Origin of the sequence: Sphingomonas sp. CL5.1 (assembly GCF_013344685.1) — a bacterium.
GTDB lineage: Bacteria > Pseudomonadota > Alphaproteobacteria > Sphingomonadales > Sphingomonadaceae > Sphingomonas.
Window position 1 is genome coordinate 1646300 of sequence record NZ_CP050137.1, and the last position, 21802, is coordinate 1668101.

Here is a 21802-nt window from a genome sequence, read left to right on the forward strand (position 1 = left end):
CTCTGTTCTCAACATTGCGAAAGCCATCAGACATGTCCGACAAGCCCGAGAATTTCCACGGCCTGCACGTTCGCAAATGGTATCGGTTCGAAGAAGAGACGCTGGCGATCGAGAGCGGCGCGCTCGCCGATGGCGATCCGGTGGTCAAGATCGTCATCGCCGCCGCCGTCGCCAATCCGCATGCGGGCGGCTTCACCAGCGACTTCTCCGCCGTCATCGCCAAGTCCGCGGCGCTGGGCGAGGAATTCGGGCGCCGCATCGTCGCGGCGCTCGCCGGTCGGCCGGCGGCGAGCTACGGCAAGGCAGCGATCGTCGGCCTCAACGGCGAATATGAGCATGGCAACGCCTTTCTCACCACCGATTTCGCCAACCCGATCCGCAAGGCGCTGGGCGGGGCGGAATCATGGGTTCCCTCGACCGGCAAGTCCGGCGGGCCGGGCACGGAGATCGACATCCCCCTGGCGCACAAGGACGCCCTGTACGTCCGCTCGCACTATGACACCGTTTCGGTGAGCTTCGGCGACGCGCCGCTGGCGAACGAGGTGGTGATCGCGATGGCGGTGGCGACGCGCGGGCGGCTGCATCCGCGACTGGGCGGGCTGACCGCCGATCAGGCGATCGGCAAGGACGGGCTGCGGTGACCGGCGCGATCGCCCCCCTGGACCGCGCGCCCGCCGCGCCGGAGAAGCTGCCGGGAGAACGCGAGTCCTTCGTGTCGTCGGGCGGCCTGCGGTTGCGGGTGCGCGAATGGGGCGATCGCGATGCGCCCCCGATCGTGCTGCTCCACGGCCTGCGCGGCTTTTCCGGGACGTGGCGGCACCTTGCCGCCGCGCTGCCCGGATATCGCCTGATCGCGATCGACCAGCGCGGGCGCGGGGAAAGCGACTGGGACCCGGCGCGCAATTATTATACCGATGCCTATGTCGCCGATCTGGAGGCGGTGGTCGATGCGCTGGGCCTGACGCGCTTCGTGCTGATCGGCCATTCGCTGGGCGGCACCAACGCCTATGTCTATGCCGCGCGCCACCCGGAGCGGCTGGGCGCGCTGATCGTCGAGGATATCGCGCCGGGATCGTCGGTCAGCGGCGAGGGCGCGGCGCGGATCCGCGCGGAGATGGCGGCGCTGCCGGTCGACTTCGCCTCCTGGAGCGAGGCGCGCGATTACTGGCGGCGGATACGTCCGACGATCGGCGCGGCGGGGCTGGAGCAGCGGCTGGCGGAAAGCCTGTGCGAGCGCGACGGGCGGATCGGCTGGCGCTATGACGCGGCGGGAATCAGCGCGACGCGGATCGATCCCGATCCGGCGCGGGTCGTCGACCTGTGGCCGGTGGTCGACGCGATCACCGTGCCGACGCTGGTGATCCGTGGCGCGAAATCGGATTTCTGTCCGCTCGACACGGTGCTGGAGATGGGCAGGCGCAATCCGCGCATCACCGCCGTGACGGTGACGGACGCCAGCCATTATGTCCATGACGATCAGCCCGAGGCGTTCGAGGGCATCGTCCGTGAATTCCTGGGCCGTCACGCCCCGTCATCGGGAGATTTGGGTTGAGCGGGAATCGCAACGGCGCGCGGGCATTGCTCGAGGCGGCCCGGTCGATGGGCGCCGACATCTGCTTCGCCAATCCCGGCACGACCGAGCTGACGCTGGTTCACGCGCTGGAGCATGTGCCGGCGATCCGCCCGGTGCTCGGCCTGTTCGAAGGCGTGTGCACCGGCGCGGCGGACGGTTATGCGCGGGTGTCCGGCCGGGTCGCGCTGACGCTGCTGCATCTGGGGCCGGGGTTCGCCAACGGCATCGCCAACCTGCACAACGCGCGCCGCGCCCATTCGCCGATCGTCAACATCATCGGCGATCACGCGACCTGGCACCTGCGTTTCGACGCGCCGCTGACCTCCGACATCGAATCGTTGGCCGATCCGGTATCGGGCGCGGTGGTGCGGCTCGCGTCGGCGGATACGATCGACGCCGATGTGGCGACCGCCTTCGACGTGGCGACCGCCGCGCCGGGCGCGGTGACGACGATCATCGCGCCGACCGACATCATGGACGCGCCTGCCCCCGCATCGACCCGCCCGGCCGCCGCGCGGCGGCCGGCGGCCCCGGTATCCGACCGGGCGATCGCGGCGGCGGCGGCGGTCATCCGTGACGCGGGCCAGCGCATCCTGCTGCTCGGCGGCGACGCGCTCGACGAGCGGGGCCTGCGCGCGGCGCAGCGGATCGCGGCGGCGACCGGCGCCCGGCTGGTGATGGAGCCGTATCCGGCGATCGTCTCGCTCGGCGGAGACCTGCCACGCATCGAGCGGCAGGCATATTTCCCCGACGACGTGCTGCGCCAGTTCGGCGACGCGCAGGTCGTGCTCGCCGGCGCGCGCCCGCCGATCAGCTATTTCGGGTATGAGGGCCAGCCGAGCGAGCTGGTCGATGCCGCGCGCCTGACCGTGCTGGGCGCGGCGGGGGACGACAATGCCGCCGCGCTGGAGGCGCTGGCCGACCGGCTTGGCGCCGCGGCGGTGGCCGCGACGCGGGCGGACAGTGAGCCGGCCGCGCCCGGCGAAAGGCTGACCGGCGACGCGATCGTCGAGGAACTGATCGCGCAGCTACCCGAGGATGCGGTGATCTCGCTCGAAGGCTCGACGCTGGGCGGGCCTTACCTGCGCCAGGCGCATCGCGCCGCGCGGCACCGGGTGATGACCAATACCGGCGGGGCGATCGGGCAGGGGCTGCCATGCGCGGTCGGCGCGGCGCTGGCTGCGCCGGGATCGCGCATTGTCGCGCTCCAGTCCGACGGAAGCGGGCATTACACGTTGCAGGCGCTGTGGACGATGGCGCGTGAGCGCCTGCCGGTGACGGTCATCATCGCCGCCAACCACCGCTACGGGATATTGCAGACCGAGCTTGCCCGCGCCGACGTGCCGCTGGACGATGCGGCGGTGGCGCGGCTGACGCGGCTCGACAATCCGCGCGCGGACTGGACCGCGCTGGCGGCGGGCTATGGCGTGCCCGCGCTCCGCGTCGATACGCCGGCGGCCTTCGCCGCGGCGCTGCGGCGGGGGCTGGCGGAGAACGGCCCGCTGCTGATCCAGGCCGAGCTGCCGTGAGCGAGCCGGTCGTGATCGTCACCGGCGGCAGCGGCGACATCGGCCGCGCCATCGCCGCCGCGCTGGCGCGCACGATGCGGATCGTCATCACCGCGCGCCGAGCCGCGACGCTCGAGGCCGTCGCGCTGGCGATCGCCGCCGAGAGCGGACGGCCGGTGCATTCGCAATGTTCCGACGCGCTCGACCAGGCCTCGATCGATGCGCTGGTCGGGGACGTCATGGCGCGCTTCGGCCGCATCGACGTGCTGATCAATTGCGCCGCGAGCACGTCGAGCGTGGCGGGCGATATCGAGCAGGTCGAGGTCGATCGCCTGATCGCCGATCTTGACACCAAGGTCGGCGGCTATCTGCGCTACGTGCGCGCGGTCGCGCCGGTCATGAAGGCGCGCGGCGCCGGGCGGATCGTCAACATCGGCGGGCTTACCGGGCGCGCCTCGGAGACGTTGAGCGGGATGCGCAACGTCGCGGTCAGCCACCTGACCAAGGTGCTGGCGGACCAGCTCGGCCCGCATGGCATCGCGGTCAACGCGGTGCATCCCGGCATCGTCGCGACCCCCCACCTCGACGAGGTGTTCGCCGGCCAGGCGCTGGAGCGCGGCACCACGGCGGACGTGATCGAGGCGGAATATGTCGGGCAGATCCCGCTGCGCCGCATCCTGGGCGTGGAGGAGATCGCCGGGGTGGTCGCGCTGCTCGCCGGCCCGTCGCTGGGCGCGATCACCGGCCAGTCGATCACCGCCGATGCCGGCTATGCGCGCGGCGTGTATCTGTAGGGAGCGAGCGATGAGCGATACCGAAGACGGCCGGATCGAGCGCTACCCGCCCGCGCTGCGCCTGCTGCACTGGGTGCGCGCGCTGCTGGTGCTGGGGCTGATCGCGGCCGGCTGGACGATGACCCGGATGTCGGACGCGCAGGTCGCGCGGTACGGCGATCTCTATCCCTGGCACAAATCGTTCGGGCTGCTCGTGCTGATGATCGTGCTGGTGCAGCTCGCGATCCGCGCGCGCGCCCGGCTGCCGGAGCCGCCGGCGGCGCTGCCCCGGCACGAGGCGATGCTGTCCAGGGTGGTGCACCGCACGATGTATGCGCTGCTCGTCGTGGTGCCGGTGATGGGCTATTCGATGTCGAGCACCTACACGCATAGCGACGGGGTGCCGTTCTTCGGCCTGCCGGTGCCCGAGCTGCTGCCGAAGAACGACCACTGGTTCGCGGTGTTCCAGTGGCTGCACCGTGTGCTGGCCTATACCTTGCTCGGGCTGGTTGCGCTGCACGTCGGCGGCGCGCTGAAGCACCGCTTCCTCGATCGGGACCGGCGGGCCGACGTGCTGCCGAGGATGTGGTGAGATGATGCCGGACGACAATGCCTTCGATCGCGGACTGCGCACGCGGCGCGCCGTGCTGGGCGACGCTTATGTCGATGCCGCGCTCGCCCGCGCGGATTCGTTCGGCGCGCCGATGCAGCAATGGACGACCGAGGTGTGCTGGGACCGGATCTGGAACCGGCCCGGCCTCGATCGGCGCAGCCGCAGCATCCTCAACCTCGGCATGATCGCCGCGCTGAACCGGCCGCACGAACTAGCGGCGCACGTCCGCGCCGCGTTGCGCAACGGGTTGACGGTGGCGGAGATCCAGGAGGTACTGTTGCAGGTCGCGGCCTATTGCGGCGTGCCGGCGGGCGTCGACAGCTTCCGCATCGCCGGCGGGATCGTCGCGGAATGGACGCGGGAGCGGGAAGGCGGCGACCCCGATGCCCCGCCGTCGCCCGCCGACGATTGCGCCTGACGGGAAAGCGGTTATTCGGTATCCCGTCCGGCGTCCCGGCCGCCGGCCGATCCGCCTGGGCAAGGGCGATACGGGGGGTCGCCGGTCGACGGCATTGTTGGGCGCGCCGGTCTTGCAGCGGCCGGAAGTGGACGGGACGGGCGGTTGATGGACGAAAAGGTCGAAATCGGAAACACCATCGCGATGATGTCGTTCGCGGCGGTGGTCAGCAACGGCAGCTTCTCCGCCGCGGCCAAGCTGCTCGGCTATTCCAAGGCGGCGGTTAGTCGCCAGATCGCCCGGCTCGAGGCGAATGTCGGGCTGAAACTGCTCGATCGCACCACGCGGACCGTGACGCTCACGCCGGCCGGGCGCGAGATGTATCGCCGCTGCGCGCGGATCATCGACGAGGTGAGCGAGGCGAACCAGGCGATGAGCGGCATGCTCTCCACGCCGCGCGGCGACCTGAAGGTCAACGCGCCGGTCGTTTCCTCGCTGTTCAACATCACCCAGAGAATCCCGCAGTTCCTGCAGACCTATCCGGATATCCGGCTGTTCATGAACCTGTCCGACAGCAAGACCGATCTGCTGAAGGACGATTTCGACATCGCCTTCTGGGTCGGCGAGCCATACGACCTGACGCTCGATACGGTGAAGCTGTGCGATTACGAGATGACGCTCGCGGCATCGGCCGATTATCTCGACCTTCACGGCCGCCCGTCGACGCCGGCCGATCTCAAGGAGCATATGTGCATCCTCGAGACGCATCTGTCGCGGATCGGTGAATGGCGCCTTTCCTCCGACGTGGTGATCCCGGTCAGCAGGGGGCCGCTTACCTCTAACAGCGTGCGGCTGACGCGCGAGGCGATGCTCGCCGGGATGGGCATCGGCTACCTGCCGCGCTTCCTGCTGGAGCAGGACATCGCGAGCCGCAAGATCGAGGTGGTGCTGCCGGGAATCGTCACCCAGCGGCTTCCGCTATACCTGCTCTTCTCGCGCGGCAGCTACGCCATGTCGAAGGTCCGCGCGTTCGTGGATTTCCTCGCGGCGGAGATGAACGGCACCGGCACCCCGCTTTCGGGCGCGGCGATCCAGCTCGCCAGCGCGATCTGAGGCGGGAAGGGGCGGGCGCGCCGGCGACGCGCGCGCCGCGGCTTCAGATGTCGACACATTCCACGTCATAGCCGAAATACATGGCGCCGAGATTGCGGGCATAGGGATACGGATTGTTGGCGACGTGCGCGCGCGCGGAATGGATATCGAGGAAGGCGCGCTGGATCGGATTGCCGCGATAAATGGCCTTGCCGCCGCTGAACGTCATCAGCTTGTCGATCTCGGTGACGCAGCGGCTGACCATGGACGTGGTTGAAAAGCCCAGTTCGGCCCTACCCAGCAGCGTCCAGTCGTCCTCGCCGGCGCGGCGGCAGAGTTCCGCCACGTCGCGATTGTGCACCAGCGTCAGCTCGTCGAGCGTGCGTTCGACCTCCGCGACCACCTGTTGAATCGTCGAATCCCGCGCCAGGCGTTCGCCGGTATAGGTCGCCCTCTTGTCCCTTGTCGCCCCGACGAAGATCGTGGCGGCGCGCCGAAGCGCACCGAGCGACGTCGTGGAAACCGTGCGATTGAAGAGCTGCGCGAAGGGGATGCGATACAGGCTGCCCTTGTTCACCGCATGACCCGGACAGCTCAGTTCGAACATGTCCAGTTCCCGGATGGTGCGATGTTCCGGCACGAACGCATCCTCGACCACGATATCGTTGCTGCCGGTCGCGCGCAGCCCCATCACGTCCCAGGTGTCGACGATGCTGTAATCGGCGCGCGGCACCAGGAAGTTGCGGGGTTCGGGCGGCGCGTCCCTGGTCGCGCCGGGCACCATGGCGCCCAGGATCACCCAGTCGCAATGCGCCGAGCCGCTCGAGAACGCCCAGCGGCCGGACAGCCGGTATCCCCCGTCGACCGGCGTGACCTTGCCGACCGGCATGTATGAGGAACTGATCCGCACATCCGGGTCGGCGCCCCACACGTCCCGCGCGGCCTGGTCGTCGAACAGCGCCAGTTGCCAGTTATGGACCGCGATGACGCCATAGACCCAGGCGCTGCTCATGCAGCCTTCGGCCAGCGTCCTGGCGACGTCGAAATATACGCTGGGCGGCAGTTCGTACCCGCCGTAGCGCCTCGGCTGAAGGATGCGGAAAAAGCCGGCCTCGACGAAGTCGCTGATCGTCTCGGCGGGAACCTGCCTGGCCGCATCCGCCCGAACCTCGCGGTCCCGCAGCACGGGGACGAGTTCCCGTGCTCGTTCGACCAGCGTCGTGGAGAGATTCTCCCCGACGGAATACGGCATCAGGTTGCCGACGGCGCTGCTCATGGCGTTCCTCTTCTAAAGCGACGGCTTGTGCGTCGTTGGCTGAAGCAAGTATCATCGGACGGCACCGGCGCGGCGCCGCGTTCCTCGGGCGGATCGCGTGACAGGCGATGCCGTCACGGAACCCCGCTTTATTGGTAAACCTCTTGCGCAACGGCGTTATCGGCGCATCTCAACAGCCTGTGGCCTGCGCGGACAAGTAGGTTACGGTTGCGTACGGTAACGGGAATCCGGGGTGTTTCGGGAAAGGGGCGCGATGGCGCAAATCGTCATCACGGCGCGGAAACCCGATCCGCCCGCACGCCGCGTTCGTCCGATCGGTCAGGTTGGCTCAGGCTCAGAACATGCGACCTTGCGGGCGGCGATCATCGCGAGCGCGTCAGCGATTCTACGGATCAGATCATCCGAAAAAGGGATGGAGGTTGATTGGGTGGCTGCTGCAAGCAAGGTGGGATGCGCGCCTAAGCCGGCGTGCCTTGGGGTCATCTAGATGGCGCGCGTTATTGCGCCGGCCAGGAAACACAGCCTTGGCATGGGGCTGTGCGGGCTTCGTGCGTATTGAAGGCTAAGTCTGTCGTCGGAGCCGCTCGATCATGACCAACCTGATGGCGGCGATCGCTCTGGCCGTGCTGGCGAGCGGGATCGACGCATCCGCCAATGTACCGATAATACGCGTTTCGATTGTGCCCGGGCGGATGGACGGCTCGCGCGGTAGCGGCAATGTCCGCGTCGCCATCGACGTGCCGGGCGTTCACGTCGATGCCGGCCAGCCGCTGTTCGATTTCCCCACCGGCGACGATCTTGTCGTCACCGATGCGCGCGGTGCCGTGGATATCGCGTCGCGCGGCGCGGGCGAGGATCGCTTCTATGTCGCGACCCGTGCGGTCGATGGCGATCTGCGGATCGCCTATCGCGTCGCGATCCGGAATAGCGTGGCGACTGGCGGCACCACGCCGATCTTCCCGCGCGTCGACGGCGATGGCTTCTCGGCGCTTGGCATGGCGTTCCTGGCAACGCCGCATGTCGCCGGGAGCTATCGGCTGGCGCTCCGCTGGGACCTGTCGGCGATGGGGCCAGGCGCGACCGGCGTATCGAGCTTCGGCGACGGTGACGCGACGGTGCCCGCCGCGCCGGTCGATCGACTGCGAAAGCTGGTGATGATGGCAGGCCGCCTCAACCGTGAGCCAGCCGCCGGGGGCACGGGCAAGTTCGCCGCAGTATGGTCGGGCGACCCGGGTTATGACCTCAGGCCGACGATGCGCTGGGCGCAGCGGCTGCACGGCTGGATGGTCGATTTCTTCCGCACGCCGGATGACCCGGCCTATCGCGTGTTCGCGCGCGAGAATGGCGGCCTCAACGCGGGCGGGGGCGTCGCCTTCCCCAACAGCTTCTTCCAGACCTGGGGACGCGGCGTCACCGGCGACAGCATGCGCGGCATCCTCGCGCACGAGATGGTCCACACGTTCACCGCCAACGATCTCGGCCGCTGGTACGTCGAAGGCGACGCTGTCTATTATCAGGTGCGGCTGCCGTGGCGCGCGGGCATGGTCTCGACCGACCAGTACCTCCGCGATATCAACATGACCGCCTATCGCTACTACACTAACCTGAAGATCGCCGCGCATGAGGACGAGATCGATCCGGCGTTCTTCAGCAATCCGTGGCTCAACACGCTGGCTTACGATCGCGGCGCGCTCTATTTCGCGCAACTCGACGGGATGATCCGGCGCAAGACCGGCGGTAAGCGCTCGATCGACGATCTGGTGCGGGTGATGGTGCGCACGGGGCGTGACGGCGAGACGATCACCGACGAGACGTGGTTCGCGCTGCTGCGCGAGGGCATTGGCGAGGAGGCGGTGGCGCTGACCAAATCGATGCTGGCCGGCGGGATCGTCCTGCCCGAATCCGACGCCTATGGCCCGTGCTTCCGGCGCGTGGCGGCCAGGCTCCGCCGTTACGAGCTGGGCTTCACCGTCGCGCGCAAGCCTGCCGGCACTCCGGTCGAGGTAAAGGGGCTTATCGCGGGTTCCGAGGCGGACAAGGCCGGCGTCCGCAATGGCGACATGATCGCGCTGCCGCTGTTGACGAGCGACGGCCCGCGGCGCGATTTTGCGGCGACGGTGACCGCGCAGGTGACGCGCGATGGCCGGACCTTTCCGGTCACCTGGGCGCCGCGCGGCGCGGCGGTCGACGGCTATCAATGGGAACGCGTCGCCGGCGTGCCCGATAGCGCCTGCCGGCCCTGACGGTCAGCGATCACCCGGCGGCCGAGCCGGTTTCGTCCGGCGCGCGCGTCAAGGCCGGATCACCCCGACATCGCCCTCGATCATGATCCGCGTGCCGAGCGGCGCGGATTCGCGCTGCAGCGTGGAAAGTATTTCGCGCGCACGGTTGCCCGTAGCGAGATGTGGAACGCCGCGTCGCCGGGTCGCGGTGTTGAGCAGGTCGATCGGATAGAGCCGCACCTCGGCCAGCCTGCCTTGATCGAAGGTCGTCACCGCCATCATGCTCTCATACCAGCTTGGCGGGCTGGTCGGGCGCGGGTCTGGCGCCTCGGGCCAGGGCATCGGCGGATAGGCGTTTTGCGTCGCCGTCTCCTGGCTGGCGAGGATGCTCGGCTTGAACATGAAGATCGCCAGCCCGTAGAAGATCGGCTTGCCCTTGTAGATTTCGATCCCGCGCAGCGAATGCGGGCCACCGCCCATGATGACGTCCGCGCCGGCATCGATCGTGTCGTGGAAGAGCTTGATCAGGAAATCGGGTGGCTCGGGCGTATCGTCGTCGACGCCGGTCGGTGTCTCGTGCGCGTGGATGGTGAAGACGACGAGGCCGGCCTTGTCCTTCGCCTCGCGTACTGCCTGCAACAATCCGGCCTCGTCGAACAGGTTCATGTCGTAATGCTGGCCGCGTTTCCCGGAAACGCGGTACAGCGCGCCGCCGAATTCGACCTGCGCGGCGCCAGCCGGCGGCGCGGGATGGAGTGGTGAGGCGAGATCGGTCGCAAGTCGGATGATCCGGTCCATGTCGTCGCGGGTGACGAGGTTGACCGTGCGCGTGCGCAGCAGATTGTTGCCGGCACGCGCCGGCTCGCGCTGGAAAGCGTCGTGCGCCATCGCCTCGGGCTTGAAGGTGGAGGTGGCGGCGACCAGCCCGACCGTCCCCTTGGGTGTGGTGAAATAGCCCGCGCCGCGCGCCTCCGCCAGGGTGCGTCCGCCGCCGGCATGCGCGACGCCGACGTCGTCGAGCAGCCTTATGCTGGCGAGCTGGCCTTCGCCGCCCCAGTCCATGCCGTGATTGTTGGCGGTCGACACCATGTCGATCCCCATCGCCTTGTAGTCGCGCGCGAGCGTCGGCTGGCCATAGACCTGTCCGGGGCCGAAGGAGGTGCCGGCGAAGGTTGCGAGGTCGAACGCCATCCCCTCCTGATTGGCGATTGCGACATCGCCGGCGCGGACGATGTCGAGCACTCTGGCCATGTCAGGATCGCCGTTGTCCGCCTGTGGCGCGTTGTAGAGCAGGTCTCCGAGCGAGACGACGGTGAACGACCCCTGCACGTTGGCCGGCTTGGGCGGCGTCTTGAGATAGATCGCGGGGTCGGATGGCAAGGGCGTTCCATCCTGCGCCAATGCCGGGGCCGCGAGGAGCAGCGCGACCGCGCCGATCGAGCGAGCGCGGGTCACTGGCCCCAGATCTCTTCCGCGAAGCGCAGGAAATTGGCGCCGAGGATCTTCTCGACCCGCGCCGCCTTGTGGCCGCGCGCCTCGAGCAGACGGGCGAGCTGGCGAAACTGCTCCGGGCCGCGCAGATCGTCGACGAAGGGATGGGTGTCGTCGCCTTCGCCCGGTGCGGCAACGCCCTTGGCGACGCGGTCGGCATGTTCGGCGCGCAGCGCCGCCGCATAGGCGGTGAGGTCATCGACCGGCGTCGTCCCGCCATCGGTGCCGATGCCGACATGATCCTCGCCGCACACGTTCACCGCATGCTCGATATGCGCGACGACATCGGCGGCGGTGGCATGGCCCGACGGGTTGAGGAACGGCATGAAATAGATGCCGATGAACCCGCCATGGTTGGCGACGCCGCGCAATTCCTCGTCGGTCTTGTTGCGCGGCAGGTCGGTCAGCGCGCGGCAGCCGGTATGGTTGATCGAGATCGGGCGCGCGGCGGCGGCGATGGCGTCGAGACATGTGCGCCGCCCCGAATGCGACAGGTCGACCATCAGCCGCCGCGCCTCGAGCCGCGCGATCACCGCGTGACCAAACGGGGAGAGCGGCGTTTCCTCCGGCGCCATGCTGCCGCCACCGAGTTGGTTGGCCGGGTTATAGGTCAGCTGGAACACGCGCACGCCGGCGTCGCCGAATTCATCGACCCGATCGACGTTGTCGCCCAGCATCGCGCCGTTCTGGAATCCGTAGATCAGCCCGGTCCTGCGCGAGGCGTGGGCACGGCGGATATCGGCGGCGGTGCGTACCTTGATGAGATCGCGAGGATGCGCGGCGATCAAGGCATCCCAGCGCGCGATTGCCGCCTTGGTATAGGCGTAAGGCTCCTGTCCGCCTGCGACATAGCCCAAGGTGATGTTGACCGCGGTCTGGCCCGACCTTCGCGCGTCGGCGATCATCCGGGGCGTGATCGTGATGTTGACTACCTCGGCGTCGTCGACCGGTTGGTTGGGATCGTCAAGCGCGCCAAGCGCGTTGATCACTGTCCAGCCCGCGGTCGGATCGCGCGGGGAAGCGCGGGCGGCGGCGATTCCGCCCATCCCGGCGGCGAGCAGCGTCAGGCAATCGCGGCGATCGACCATCATTCGTTATCTCCGGCAATGGTGCGCGCGAAGGCGCGAAGGTCGGCGGCGTAAGCGGCGCGCGCCGGCGCGTCGCGATAGATGGCGTGGCCGGCGAGGTAGCAATGAAAGCGAATCGCATCCCGGTCGTGGCCAGTGAGGTGACGGAATAATTCGGCGTCGATCGAGCAGCCGCCGAGCGGGTCGTAGGCGCCGTGCATCACCATCACCCGCACGCGCGGATCGAGCGCGATCGCCGCCGCCGCACCGGGCAGATCGGGGCCGAAATGGCCCGCGCCGATGATGTCCTTCTGCGCGAACGCCGCTTCGGCGGCGGCAAGATCGGCATCGGTCGCGCCATAGATGGTGGTATGGCGCCAGGTCGCGTTGACCGATTTGGGATAGACGCCGCCAGGCGCGAAGCCGTTCTCGATCGGTTCGACGCCGAGATAAGGCAGGTCGGACGGATAGCCCAATTCGTGCCGGATCGAGCGCACGCCGGGGTCCAGCGCCGGCGAATGGTGTGGCTCGATGATGCGATAATCCGAATAATATGGCTGCTTTCCGGGCACGAGATGCCCGAGGAAATAGCCTTGGGTTATCAGCAAGGTCTCGCGATCGATCTCGGATGCCGGGAGTCCGGTGCGCTTTGCCAGCTCGGTCGCGATCGCCTCGCGCCTGGAAGCGCCCAGCGTCTCGCGATGCAGCACGGCGGGAATATAGACATCACGCGCCCAGCGCTCCGCCCCGGCGCGTGCGGTGGCCGGCGTGGTGCCAAGCTCGGCGGGCAGCTTGTGGTAATAGAGCGCGGCAACGGCATAATCCCCGACATGGATCGCCGCCGCGATCCGCTCTTGGTCCGGGTAGTGTGGCAGCCCTTCCGAATTGGAGACGAGGACGATGCCGCGCAGTTTCAGCCCGCGCTTGAGCAACTCGTAGCCGGCGGAGCCCGCGCGTCCGGCGCCATAGCTCTGCCCGGAGACGATCAGTGGCGTGTCCTCGTCGCCGTGCCGCAGCACGAAGACGCGGACGAATTCGGTCGCCGCAGCCACGTCCCCGACGATGCTGGTGAACGCGACCTGCGCATTGTCCGACACGGCGCGCGAGAAGCCGGTGCCGATCGGGTCGACGAACACCAGGTCGCTGTCGGTGAGGGCGGTATCCTCATTGTCGACCAGTTTGCCCTGCTCGATTCGACGTGGGCCGAACCCCTCGAACTCGACCGAGGCGGCGGGAAGGCCGGGGCCACCGTTCCAAAGGAAAGTGAGCGGGCGATGCTCGCCCCGCTTGGGGAGGCGATAGGCTGTGTAGAAGGAATAGCCGATCGGCGCGCCGGTCGCCACGTCGCGGATCGGGATGCGGCCGGCCTCGGCGGTGTAGGTCAGGCGATGGCCCGCGATCACGATGCTGTGCGTGGTGAGGACCGGCGGCGGCTCGTCGGCGGCGGCGGCCGCGCCCGGCCATGCCAGCGCAAGCGCCAGCGCGATGATGCCGGTTCGTGCGCCCATGCCGTGCCCCTTCCGACCAGTGATACGCGCCGCGCGCCGGAATCCGCAGGGCCGCGAGGTGGATGCGCGCATGTCGAGCGTAATATACCGCGAACGACACGATCAGGGGGACGCGTGGCATGAAGGCTCGTCTGGCAATCGCGGCGCTGGCGCCGGTCACTCTGGCGGGCGCCGCCGCGCCCGACGCCGCGCCGCTGGCGACCGTCACGATCACCCCGGCCAGGCTCGGTTCGCCGGAGGGCACCGGCGACGTCGGCGTCGAGCTGTCGATCCCCGGCGTGAGCGCGGCGGCGGGCACGCGGCTGGTGACGATCGGCACCTGGGTGCCCGGCATGGCGCGTCCGCTGACGATCCGTGACATGCGGCTGACGGACGACGGCGGCGCGGTGCCGGTCTCCGCCGCGAAGGGCGGACAGGGGCCGAGCGACAACACCAACGAGGGCTGGACGATCGGCCGCGCGGTCTCCGGCACCTTGCGCGTCAGCTATCACCTGATGGTCGAGAACGTGCCGCTGCTGCGCGGCGGGCCGCCGGTGCAGCCGCGCATCGACGGCGCGAGCGTGTCGAGCGTCGGCGCCGGGCTGATCGCCGCCGTGAAGACCGATGCCCCCTATCGCATCGCGCTGCGCTGGGACCTGTCCCAGGCGGGCGCGGGCGCGGCGGCGGCGACGAGCTGGGGCGACGGCGACGTCGAGCTGCCCGCCGGGCCGCTCGCGCGGCTGGGCGACACGGTGTTCATGGCGGGGAAGATCCGCTCCACTCCCAATCCCCCGGCCGGGCCGTTCCTGGCGGTATGGGGCGGCACGCCCAGCTTCGATCCCGCGCCGTCGATGGAATGGACGCGCCGGCTGCACGGCTGGATGAGCAAATTCTTCGGCGACACCGACGAGCCGGCCTATCGCGTCTTCATCCGCTACAACCCGATGAACGCGGGCGGCGGCGCCGCCTTTCCGCATTCGTTCCTGATGACATGGGGCGCGGGCGTGAACGGCGACAACTGGAAGCCGATCCTGGGCCATGAGATGACGCATACCTGGACGGCGATCGATATCGGCGACGGCAAATGGTATTCGGAAGGGATCGCGGTCTATTACCAGGCGCAGCTCGCCTGGCGCGCCGGGCTGATGTCGACCGACGATTATCTCGCCGACCTCAACATGACGGCGAGCCGCTATTACACCGACGCGCTGCGCTCGACCCCCGAGGATCAGGTGGTGGCGCATTTCTGGGAGGATACGCGCATCCGCGTGCTGCCCTATGATCGCGGCGCGCTCTATTTCGCCGCGCTGAACGGCATGGTCCGCCGCGCCTCGGGAGGCAGGCGATCGATCGACGAGCTGATCTTCGCGATGAACCGGCGCGCCGCCGCCGGCGACAGGCTGACCGAGGACGACTGGCTCGCGCTGATCGGCAAGGAAGCGGGGCCGGAGGCGCTGGCGCTGCACAAGGCGATGCTGGCGGGCGGCCTCGTGCTGCCGCGATCGGACGATTTCGGGCCGTGCTTCCACCGGGTGGAAAAGCCGATCCGCCGCTTCGACCTCGGCTTCGACAATGGCTCGCTGCTCGGCGACGACAAGATCGTGCGGGGGCTGAAGCCCGGCTCCGAGGCCGAAAAGGCCGGGCTGCGCAACGGCGATCACATCGCATATGGCGTCGCGCTCGACAGCGTGCAGGCCGAGGTCCACCACCAGCTCGCGCTGACCGTCACGCGCGACGGCAAGAGCTTCCCGCTCACCTATCTGCCGCGCGGCGAGGCGGTGCCGGCCTATCAATGGGAACGCGTGGCCGGCGTGCCCGACGAAAAGTGCCGGCCGTGAGCGTGCGGACGATCCTGCGCCACGCCGCCGCGGCGGCCGCGCTCGGCCTCGCCATCGGCGGGGCATCGGCGCAGGTGAAGCCCTCGAACGAACCGGAGGATTTCCTCAGGGCGCCGCCCAAGCCATCGACGCTGAAGGGCCATTTCTCGCTCGTGGCGATCGGCGACCTGCTCTACTCGCACCCTTACGCGCAAAGCCCCGATCCCGAATTGCAGAAGGTGCTGGCGATCACGCGCGCGGGGGACGTGACGATCGGCAACCGCGAGGGCATGTTCTTCGATCTCGGGACGTTCAAGGGCACCGGCTACGGCAACGGCATGTTGTGGAGCGAGGCGGCGATCGGCCCGGACATGAAGGCGATGGGCGTCGACATGGTGTCGATGGCCAACAACCATTCGACCGACTGGGGCGGCGAGGGGTTGCGTGAATCCGCGCGGCTGCTCGACGAGGCCGGCATCGTCCATGCCGGCAGCGGGCCGAACCAGCGCTCGGCGCGGGCGGCGGCGATCCTGACGACGCCGCAGGGTCGCATCGCGCTCGTCTCGACCGCCTCCACCTTCAAGCCCAATGCCGGCGCCGACGATGCGTTCGAGGGCGTGCCGCAGCGCACCGGGATCAGCATTCTGCGCACGCGCGCGATCCACCTCGTCGACGCCGACCAGCTCGCCAGGGTGAAATGGCTGGCGACCCGGCTCGCCTCGCCGCTCGCCCCCGCGCCGGCGGCGGACGCGACCGAGGTGACCCTCGACGACACCATATACCGCCTGTCCGACCGGCCGGGCCTTCACTACGACATGGACCTGTACGACCATGCCGCGCTGCTGAAGGCGGTGCGCGAGGCGAAGGACAAGGCCGACCTCGTCGTCTTCACCATCCACGCGCACGAAAGCCCGACCGGGGTGGACGACGACACGCCGCAGCCGCCCGATTTCCTGATCCGGCTTTTCCACGACGCGGTCGACGCGGGCGCCGACATGATCCTGGGCGGCGGCCCGCATTCGCTGCGCGGGGTGGAGATCTACAAGGGCAAGGTGGTGCTCTACGGGATGGGCGCGTTCTTCCTCAACGGCGAGATCAAGGCGTTGCAGGAAACCGCGTTCGCCGAATGGCCCGACGCGACCGGCCACGCGCCGCCGCCCGCCCCGCCCGAGCGATCGGTGCGCAAGGGCGGCAACCCCAAAAGCTGGTATGACGGCATGGTCGCGACGACCGAGTTCGTCGACGGCAGGGCGAAAACGGTGCGGCTCTACCCGCTCGATCTCGGCAACACCTATGATCGCGCGCGGCGCGGCATCCCGCACCTCGCCGATCCGGCGAACGCGCGGCGCATCCTCGCCGACCTGCAACGCTTCTCGGCCCCGTTCGGGACGAAGATCGCAATAGAGGGATCGGTCGGGGTGATCCGCCTGCCCTGACGGCGGGCGTGCCGGATCGGGAAAGCCGCGCGCCGGCCGGCGTCGCCCCGGATGGGGATAATCGCGCGCCGAGCGTATAAGAGGTGCCGGCGGATCGGCGCGTGGAGGTGACGGGGATGCGAAGGGAGGCGGTCAAGGTCATCGCCGACCTGAGCGTGCGCTTCCGCCCCGCGCTGATGGCGTTCTTCCTGCGCCGCATCCATAATTTCACTGAGGCCGAGGATCTGACGCAGGAAGTGCTGCTGCGCGTCGCGCAGAAGAGCGAGACGCTCGATACCGGCCGCCCCGACGCCTATGTCTTCCAGATCGCCGCCAACCTGCTGCGCGACCGGGCGCGGCGCAGCAATGTGCGCGAGGCATATCTGCGCGGCGCCGCGATCATCGAGGAGGCGCGGGTCGAGGAGCGCGACCCCGACCGCGTGCTGCAGGGCAAGCAATCGCTTGCCACGGTCATCGCGGCGCTGCACGAAATGCCCGAGCGCACGCGCACGATCTTCATCCTGTTCCGCCTGGAGAACCTCAAGCAGCACCAGATCGCCGACATGCTCGGGGTATCGGTGCGGACCGTCGAGCAGCATGTCGTGCGCGCGAGCCTGTTCCTGCGCCAGAAGTTCGGAGAAGAAAGTTGACCACCGACCGCCCGCATCTCGCGGACGATCCGTTCGAGGAAGCCGCCTATTGGGCGGTGCGCCTCGCCGAAGCGCCGCCGGCATTCGCCGAGCAGGCGCGGTTCGAGGCGTGGCTCAACGCCGATCCGCTCAACATCGCGAGGATGGAGGACATCGTCCGCAGCTGGGAAGCGGTCGAGGCGCACGCCGCCGCCGAGCCGATCATGGAGCTGCGCCAGGCCGCGCTCGCCTCGGCGCGCGCCAGCGCGACCGCGCACGAGCGCGCGTGGCACGGCATCGGCTGGCGCGCCGCGCTCGCCGCCGCCTCGCTGCTGATCGCGGTGATGGGCGCGGGCGTGTGGCTGATCCTGCAACCGACCGAATATCGCACCGGTATCGGCGAACGGCGCCTGGTGACGCTGGCCGATGGCTCCACGCTGTCGCTCGACGCCGGCAGCGCCGTGGACGTGCTCTATTCGCGCGGCCAGCGCGAGCTTACCGTCGAGCAGGGGCGCGCGAAGTTCGTCGTCGCCAAGGACCCGCTGCGCCCCTTCACGGTGCGCGCGGGATCGAAGCTGGTCGTCGCGACCGGCACCGCGTTCAGCGTCGAGCGGCTGCGCGACAGCGTCCATGTGGTGCTCTACGAAGGCCATGTCGCGCTGCTCGACGCGACGACGCCGCGCTACCGCCCGATCGGGCTGCGCGGCGCGGCGGACAAGGGACCGGTCGGCCGCCTGCTCGCGCCCGACCAGCAGGTGACGCTGCCCGCCGGCGACGCGCCCGCCGACGCGACCGACGTGGCGGTCGTGACGCCCGCCGACCCGGTGCGCTCGCTGGCGTGGGAGAGCGGGCAGCTGATCTTCAACGACGAGCCGCTGCCGCGCGTGGTGGAGCGGATCAACCGCTATGCCGACCGGCCGCTGCGCCTGGGCGACGACAGCGCGCGCGCGCTGCGCGTGTCGGGCGTGTTCCGTGCCGGCGATACCGGAGCGCTCGTCCAGGGCCTGCAGGCCGCGTTCCACGTCCATGTGCGGGAGGAGCCGAACGCCGTGGCGATTTTCGGTGGCGATCCGCCCGGGTGATCGCGGGTTTTCGTCACCTGTGCGTAACACTGCACAGGGGCGGATCAGGGCCGTCCCGCAACAGGGGCTGAGATCATGCGCGATATGGGGACGGGCGTGGCTTTCGGGGCGATGGCGACGGCGCTGGTCGCCGTGGCGGCGCCGGCGGCGGCACAGGCACAGGCATATAATCTCGACATTCCGGCGGGGAGCCTGGGCGACAGCCTGCGCGCGTTGGGGCAGACCTCGGCGCAGCAGATCATCTTCTCCGAGGCATCGGTGCGCGGCATGGCCGCCCCGGCGCTGCACGGCAGCTATACGATCGACGAGGCGCTGGGCCGGCTGCTCGCGGGCACCGCGCTGCGCACGACGCGGACATCGGGCGGCGTGTTCTACGTCGGCGCCCCGGCGGAGGCGCCGGAAGCGGCCGCCGGGAACGCCGCGCCTCCCGGCCCGGACGTGATCGTCACCGGCACGCGCATCCGGTCGACGAGCCAGGTGACCGCCGCGCCGGTCACCCGCATCAGCAGCGAGCAATTCACCGAGCGCGGGGTGGTGCAGGTCGGCGACATGCTGAACCAGGTCACCTCCAACGTGCCCGAGCTGCCGCAGGCGCCGTTCTCCGGCGTGCCGGCCGGCTCGGGCCAGACCTTCCCCAATTTGTTCGGTTTGGGCGAGGGACGCACGCTGACGCTGCTCAACGGCCGGCGCATGGTCACGTCGTCGTCGGGCCTCGGCGCGCGGGTGGTCGACGTCAACACGATCCCGGCGGGCCTTATCGATCATATCGACGTGGTCGAGGCGGGCGGGGCGGCGGTGTACGGCTCGGACGCGATCGCCGGCGTCGTCAACTACGTGCTCAAGCGCAACTTCTCGGGCGTCGAGATCGACGCGCAGAACATGGTTTCGGGCCGCGGCAAATATTCGCAGCCGTTCGCGCGGATCACGGCGGGCAAGAACTTCGCCGACGGCAAGGGCAACATCGCAGTCGACGTGGAATATTCGCGCACCGATCCGCTGCTCGAAACCGACCTGCCCTATTTCGAGAGAGGCCCGCGCAGCGTCACCAACTTCGCGAACACCGGCCCCAATGACGGCCAGCCGCCGACGGTGATCGCCTATGGCGGCCACCTGTGGCGCTTCAACGGCAACGGCGTGATCTTCGCCAACAACGCGAGCGCGCCGTCCAACCTGCTGCGGATCAACGGCTCGCCGGTGCAATTCTCGCCGGACGGCCAGTCGATCATCCCGTACAACACCGGCGCGATCCAGCTCAGCAGCCCGACCGTGGCGAGCAGCACCGCGCTGGGCGGCGAGGGCTTCGACACGCGCCTGCTGTCGACCTTCCTGACCGGCGTCGAACGCTACACCGGCTCGGCGATCGGCCATTACGATTTCAGCGACCACGTCCGCCTGTCGGGTGAGTTCCTGTATTCGCACCAGCGCGGCACCGACACGCTCGCGACGGAGGACATCCAGCGCGCGGTCGGCGGCGGCGCGACCTTCTCCGCGGTCAGCTTCACCAAGACCAATCCTTTCCTCACCGCCTCGCAGATCGCCGCGTTGAGCGCGGCCAGCCCCGGCTTCGCCGCCGGCGGGCCGCTGTGGCTGTCCAAATATTTCGACATCCTGCCGACCCGCGAGGGCATCAGCACGACCAACACCTGGCGCGCGCTGCTGGCGCTGGACGGCGACTTCACGCTCGGCGACCATAATTTCTACTGGAGCCTGTCGGGCAGCCATGGCGAGACCAACTCGGTCACCGGCAACTGGGCGCAATATTTCGATCACTTCAACAATGCGATCAATTCGGTGCGCAACGGATCGGGCCAGATTGTCTGCGCGATCAATGCCGATGCCGATCCGACCAACGACGATCCGTCCTGCGCGCCGGTCAATCCGTTCAGCAACGACGCGGTGTCGGCGGCGGCGCGCGCCTATGTCTCGACCTATCTCCGGCAGACGGTGCGCAACAAGCAGGATGATTTCCTCGCCACCCTCGGGGGCGAAATCGTGAAGCTGCCGGCCGGCGCGGCGCAATTCAGCGTCGCCTTCGAACATCGCTACGAGAGCGCGGCGTTCATCCCGTCCGACACGTTGCTCAACGGCTATGGCGGCTATGCCAGCGTCGCCGAAGCGGGCCGATACCACACCGACGAATATTCGGGCGAATTGCTGATCCCGATCATGGGCAAGGATTTCAAGCTGCCGCTGGTCGAGGCGCTGGTGGCGACCGGCTCGTTCCGTCACGTCGACAACTCGCTGGCCGGCAAGGAGAACGTGTGGGGGGCGGGCCTTCGCTGGACGGTCGGCTGGGGGTTGACGCTGCGCGCCTCGCGCAGCCGGAACTTCAGCGCGCCGACGCTCGACCAGCAGTTCGCGCCGGTCAACGTCAATCCCGGCAATCCGGCGAGCGATCCGTGCGACGTCACGCTCATCGGCTCCGGCTCGAACCCGTCGGCGCGGCGCGCGAACTGCATCGCGCTGTTCAACGCCAACCCGGGCTATGGCCTCAACACGCTGCCCGCCGGCGTCGCGAACACGGCGGAGAACCGGCTGGCCAATTTCAACGATCCGTCGATCAACACCGGCCGGGTGACGATCACCACGCAGGGCAACCCCGGCCTGAAGAACGAGATATCGAACACGCTGACGTTCGGCGCGGTATATGAGCCGCGCTACATCCCCGGCCTGTCGATCAGCGCCGACTATATCCGGGTCGACCTGAAGGACGCGCTGTCGCCCTTCGCGATCGGCGACTTCCTCAACGCCTGTTACGACAATGTCGTCCAGCCGGCGGCGATCTGCTCCACCTTCACCCGCGACGCCGACGGCTATCTCGCGACCGGCACCGAGGAGACCTTCAACGCCGGTTCGCTGAGATATCGCGGCGAGGTCTATAAGGTGAACTATCACCTGCCCTTGTCGCGGGTGTTCGACGGCGACCCCGGAACGCTGGATTTCCATGTCGAGGCGACGCACAACCGTTACTTCAACACCTCGGTCACCGGGTTCGACAACACGCGCAGCGACGGCACCGTGGCGGCGCCGGACTGGCGCCTGCGGTTCGACCTCAACTACGGCAGGGGGCCGTTCCGGGCGTTCTATTCCTTCTATTTCCTGCCCGACGCCAAGGCGAGCTTCACCGCGACGGCCGACACCACGACGGTGCCGGTCCTGCAAGCCAATGCCACCCATTCGATATCGTTCCAGTATGACGCCGGCAGGAGGTTCACCTTCCGCTTCGGGGTCAACAACCTGACCAACCGGACGCCGCCGCCGCCCTCGCGCACCTATGGGGACATCTATGGGCGGCGCTTCTTCGCCGGGGCGCAGGTCCACTTCTGACCTCCTCCCCTTCCTCCCGCTCCAGGGTCCGAT

The 21802-nt window shown here is 68.7% G+C and carries 17 protein-coding genes; 13 read left to right on the forward strand and 4 right to left on the reverse strand.

The features are described 5' to 3' along the window. The first annotated feature begins 32 nt into the window (after positions 1 to 32). The 7 genes from F9288_RS08015 (at position 33) to F9288_RS08045 (ending at position 5977) form a co-directional block, all read left to right on the forward strand. Positions 33 to 641: an amino acid synthesis family protein gene (locus tag F9288_RS08015; protein WP_174836139.1), complete on the forward strand. Its 609-nt coding sequence runs from the start codon at positions 33 to 35 to the stop codon at positions 639 to 641. Next, entirely contained in the window at positions 638 to 1552 is a 915-nt protein-coding gene (locus F9288_RS08020; protein WP_217482604.1) for an alpha/beta fold hydrolase, read from the forward strand. The genes F9288_RS08015 and F9288_RS08020 overlap by 4 nt, the downstream gene beginning before the upstream one ends. Continuing rightward, complete coding sequence (locus F9288_RS08025; RefSeq protein ID WP_174836140.1) at positions 1549 to 3102, forward strand: acetolactate synthase large subunit; 1554 nt, start codon at positions 1549 to 1551, stop codon at positions 3100 to 3102. The genes F9288_RS08020 and F9288_RS08025 overlap by 4 nt, the downstream gene beginning before the upstream one ends. Continuing rightward, positions 3099 to 3875, forward strand: a complete 777-nt coding sequence (locus tag F9288_RS08030; protein WP_174836141.1) for an SDR family NAD(P)-dependent oxidoreductase — start codon at positions 3099 to 3101, stop codon at positions 3873 to 3875. Before F9288_RS08025 ends, F9288_RS08030 begins: the two co-directional genes overlap by 4 nt. Before the next feature lie 10 nt (positions 3876 to 3885). After that, entirely contained in the window at positions 3886 to 4446 is a 561-nt protein-coding gene (locus F9288_RS08035) for a cytochrome b (RefSeq protein WP_174836142.1), read from the forward strand. A gap of 4 nt (positions 4447 to 4450) precedes the next feature. Then, complete coding sequence (locus tag F9288_RS08040) at positions 4451 to 4885, forward strand: carboxymuconolactone decarboxylase family protein (protein ID WP_174838966.1); 435 nt, start codon at positions 4451 to 4453, stop codon at positions 4883 to 4885. Between the two features lie 147 nt (positions 4886 to 5032). Beyond that, positions 5033 to 5977 (forward strand): LysR family transcriptional regulator, encoded by a 945-nt coding sequence (locus F9288_RS08045; protein WP_174836143.1) that lies wholly within the window; start codon positions 5033 to 5035, stop codon positions 5975 to 5977. Positions 5978 to 6020: 43 nt separating this feature from the next. Here the strand turns inward: F9288_RS08045 and F9288_RS08050 are convergent, their stop codons facing one another. Further along, a complete protein-coding gene (locus F9288_RS08050) occupies positions 6021 to 7232 on the reverse strand; it encodes an acyl-CoA dehydrogenase family protein (RefSeq protein ID WP_254621128.1) in 1212 nt (403 codons plus the stop codon). A 590-nt stretch (positions 7233 to 7822) separates the two neighbouring features. On the opposite strand from F9288_RS08050, the gene F9288_RS08055 reads away from it, so the two are divergent. Further along, positions 7823 to 9475 (forward strand): peptidase M61, encoded by a 1653-nt coding sequence (locus F9288_RS08055; protein WP_174836144.1) that lies wholly within the window; start codon positions 7823 to 7825, stop codon positions 9473 to 9475. 48 nt (positions 9476 to 9523) lie between these two features. On the opposite strand, the gene F9288_RS08060 is transcribed toward F9288_RS08055, so the two are convergent. Genes F9288_RS08060 through F9288_RS08070 form a run of 3 tightly spaced genes read right to left on the reverse strand, consistent with a single transcriptional unit; the run spans position 9524 to position 13520 of the window. Next, positions 9524 to 10909, reverse strand: coding sequence for a CapA family protein (locus F9288_RS08060; RefSeq protein ID WP_174836145.1), 1386 nt, complete (start codon positions 10907 to 10909; stop codon positions 9524 to 9526). After that, positions 10906 to 12036, reverse strand: a complete 1131-nt coding sequence (locus F9288_RS08065) for a dipeptidase (RefSeq protein WP_174836146.1) — start codon at positions 12034 to 12036, stop codon at positions 10906 to 10908. The genes F9288_RS08060 and F9288_RS08065 overlap by 4 nt, the downstream gene beginning before the upstream one ends. Beyond that, positions 12033 to 13520 carry a hypothetical protein gene (locus F9288_RS08070; RefSeq protein ID WP_174836147.1) on the reverse strand — a complete coding sequence of 496 codons (1488 nt, stop codon included), beginning with the start codon at positions 13518 to 13520 and terminating at the stop codon, positions 12033 to 12035. Before F9288_RS08070 ends, F9288_RS08065 begins: the two co-directional genes overlap by 4 nt. Before the next feature lie 119 nt (positions 13521 to 13639). On the opposite strand from F9288_RS08070, the gene F9288_RS08075 reads away from it, so the two are divergent. The 5 genes from F9288_RS08075 (at position 13640) to F9288_RS08095 (ending at position 21769) form a co-directional block, all read left to right on the forward strand. Next, positions 13640 to 15337, forward strand: a complete 1698-nt coding sequence (locus F9288_RS08075; RefSeq protein ID WP_174836148.1) for a peptidase M61 — start codon at positions 13640 to 13642, stop codon at positions 15335 to 15337. Beyond that, complete coding sequence (locus F9288_RS08080; protein WP_174836149.1) at positions 15334 to 16752, forward strand: CapA family protein; 1419 nt, start codon at positions 15334 to 15336, stop codon at positions 16750 to 16752. Before F9288_RS08075 ends, F9288_RS08080 begins: the two co-directional genes overlap by 4 nt. Positions 16753 to 16868: 116 nt before the next feature. Continuing rightward, positions 16869 to 17381, forward strand: coding sequence for an RNA polymerase sigma factor (locus F9288_RS08085; RefSeq protein WP_174836150.1), 513 nt, complete (start codon positions 16869 to 16871; stop codon positions 17379 to 17381). Further along, entirely contained in the window at positions 17378 to 18442 is a 1065-nt protein-coding gene (locus F9288_RS08090; protein ID WP_174836151.1) for a FecR domain-containing protein, read from the forward strand. The genes F9288_RS08085 and F9288_RS08090 overlap by 4 nt, the downstream gene beginning before the upstream one ends. Before the next feature lie 75 nt (positions 18443 to 18517). Continuing rightward, positions 18518 to 21769, forward strand: coding sequence for a TonB-dependent receptor (locus F9288_RS08095; protein ID WP_217482605.1), 3252 nt, complete (start codon positions 18518 to 18520; stop codon positions 21767 to 21769). The last annotated feature ends 33 nt before the right edge of the window (positions 21770 to 21802 follow it).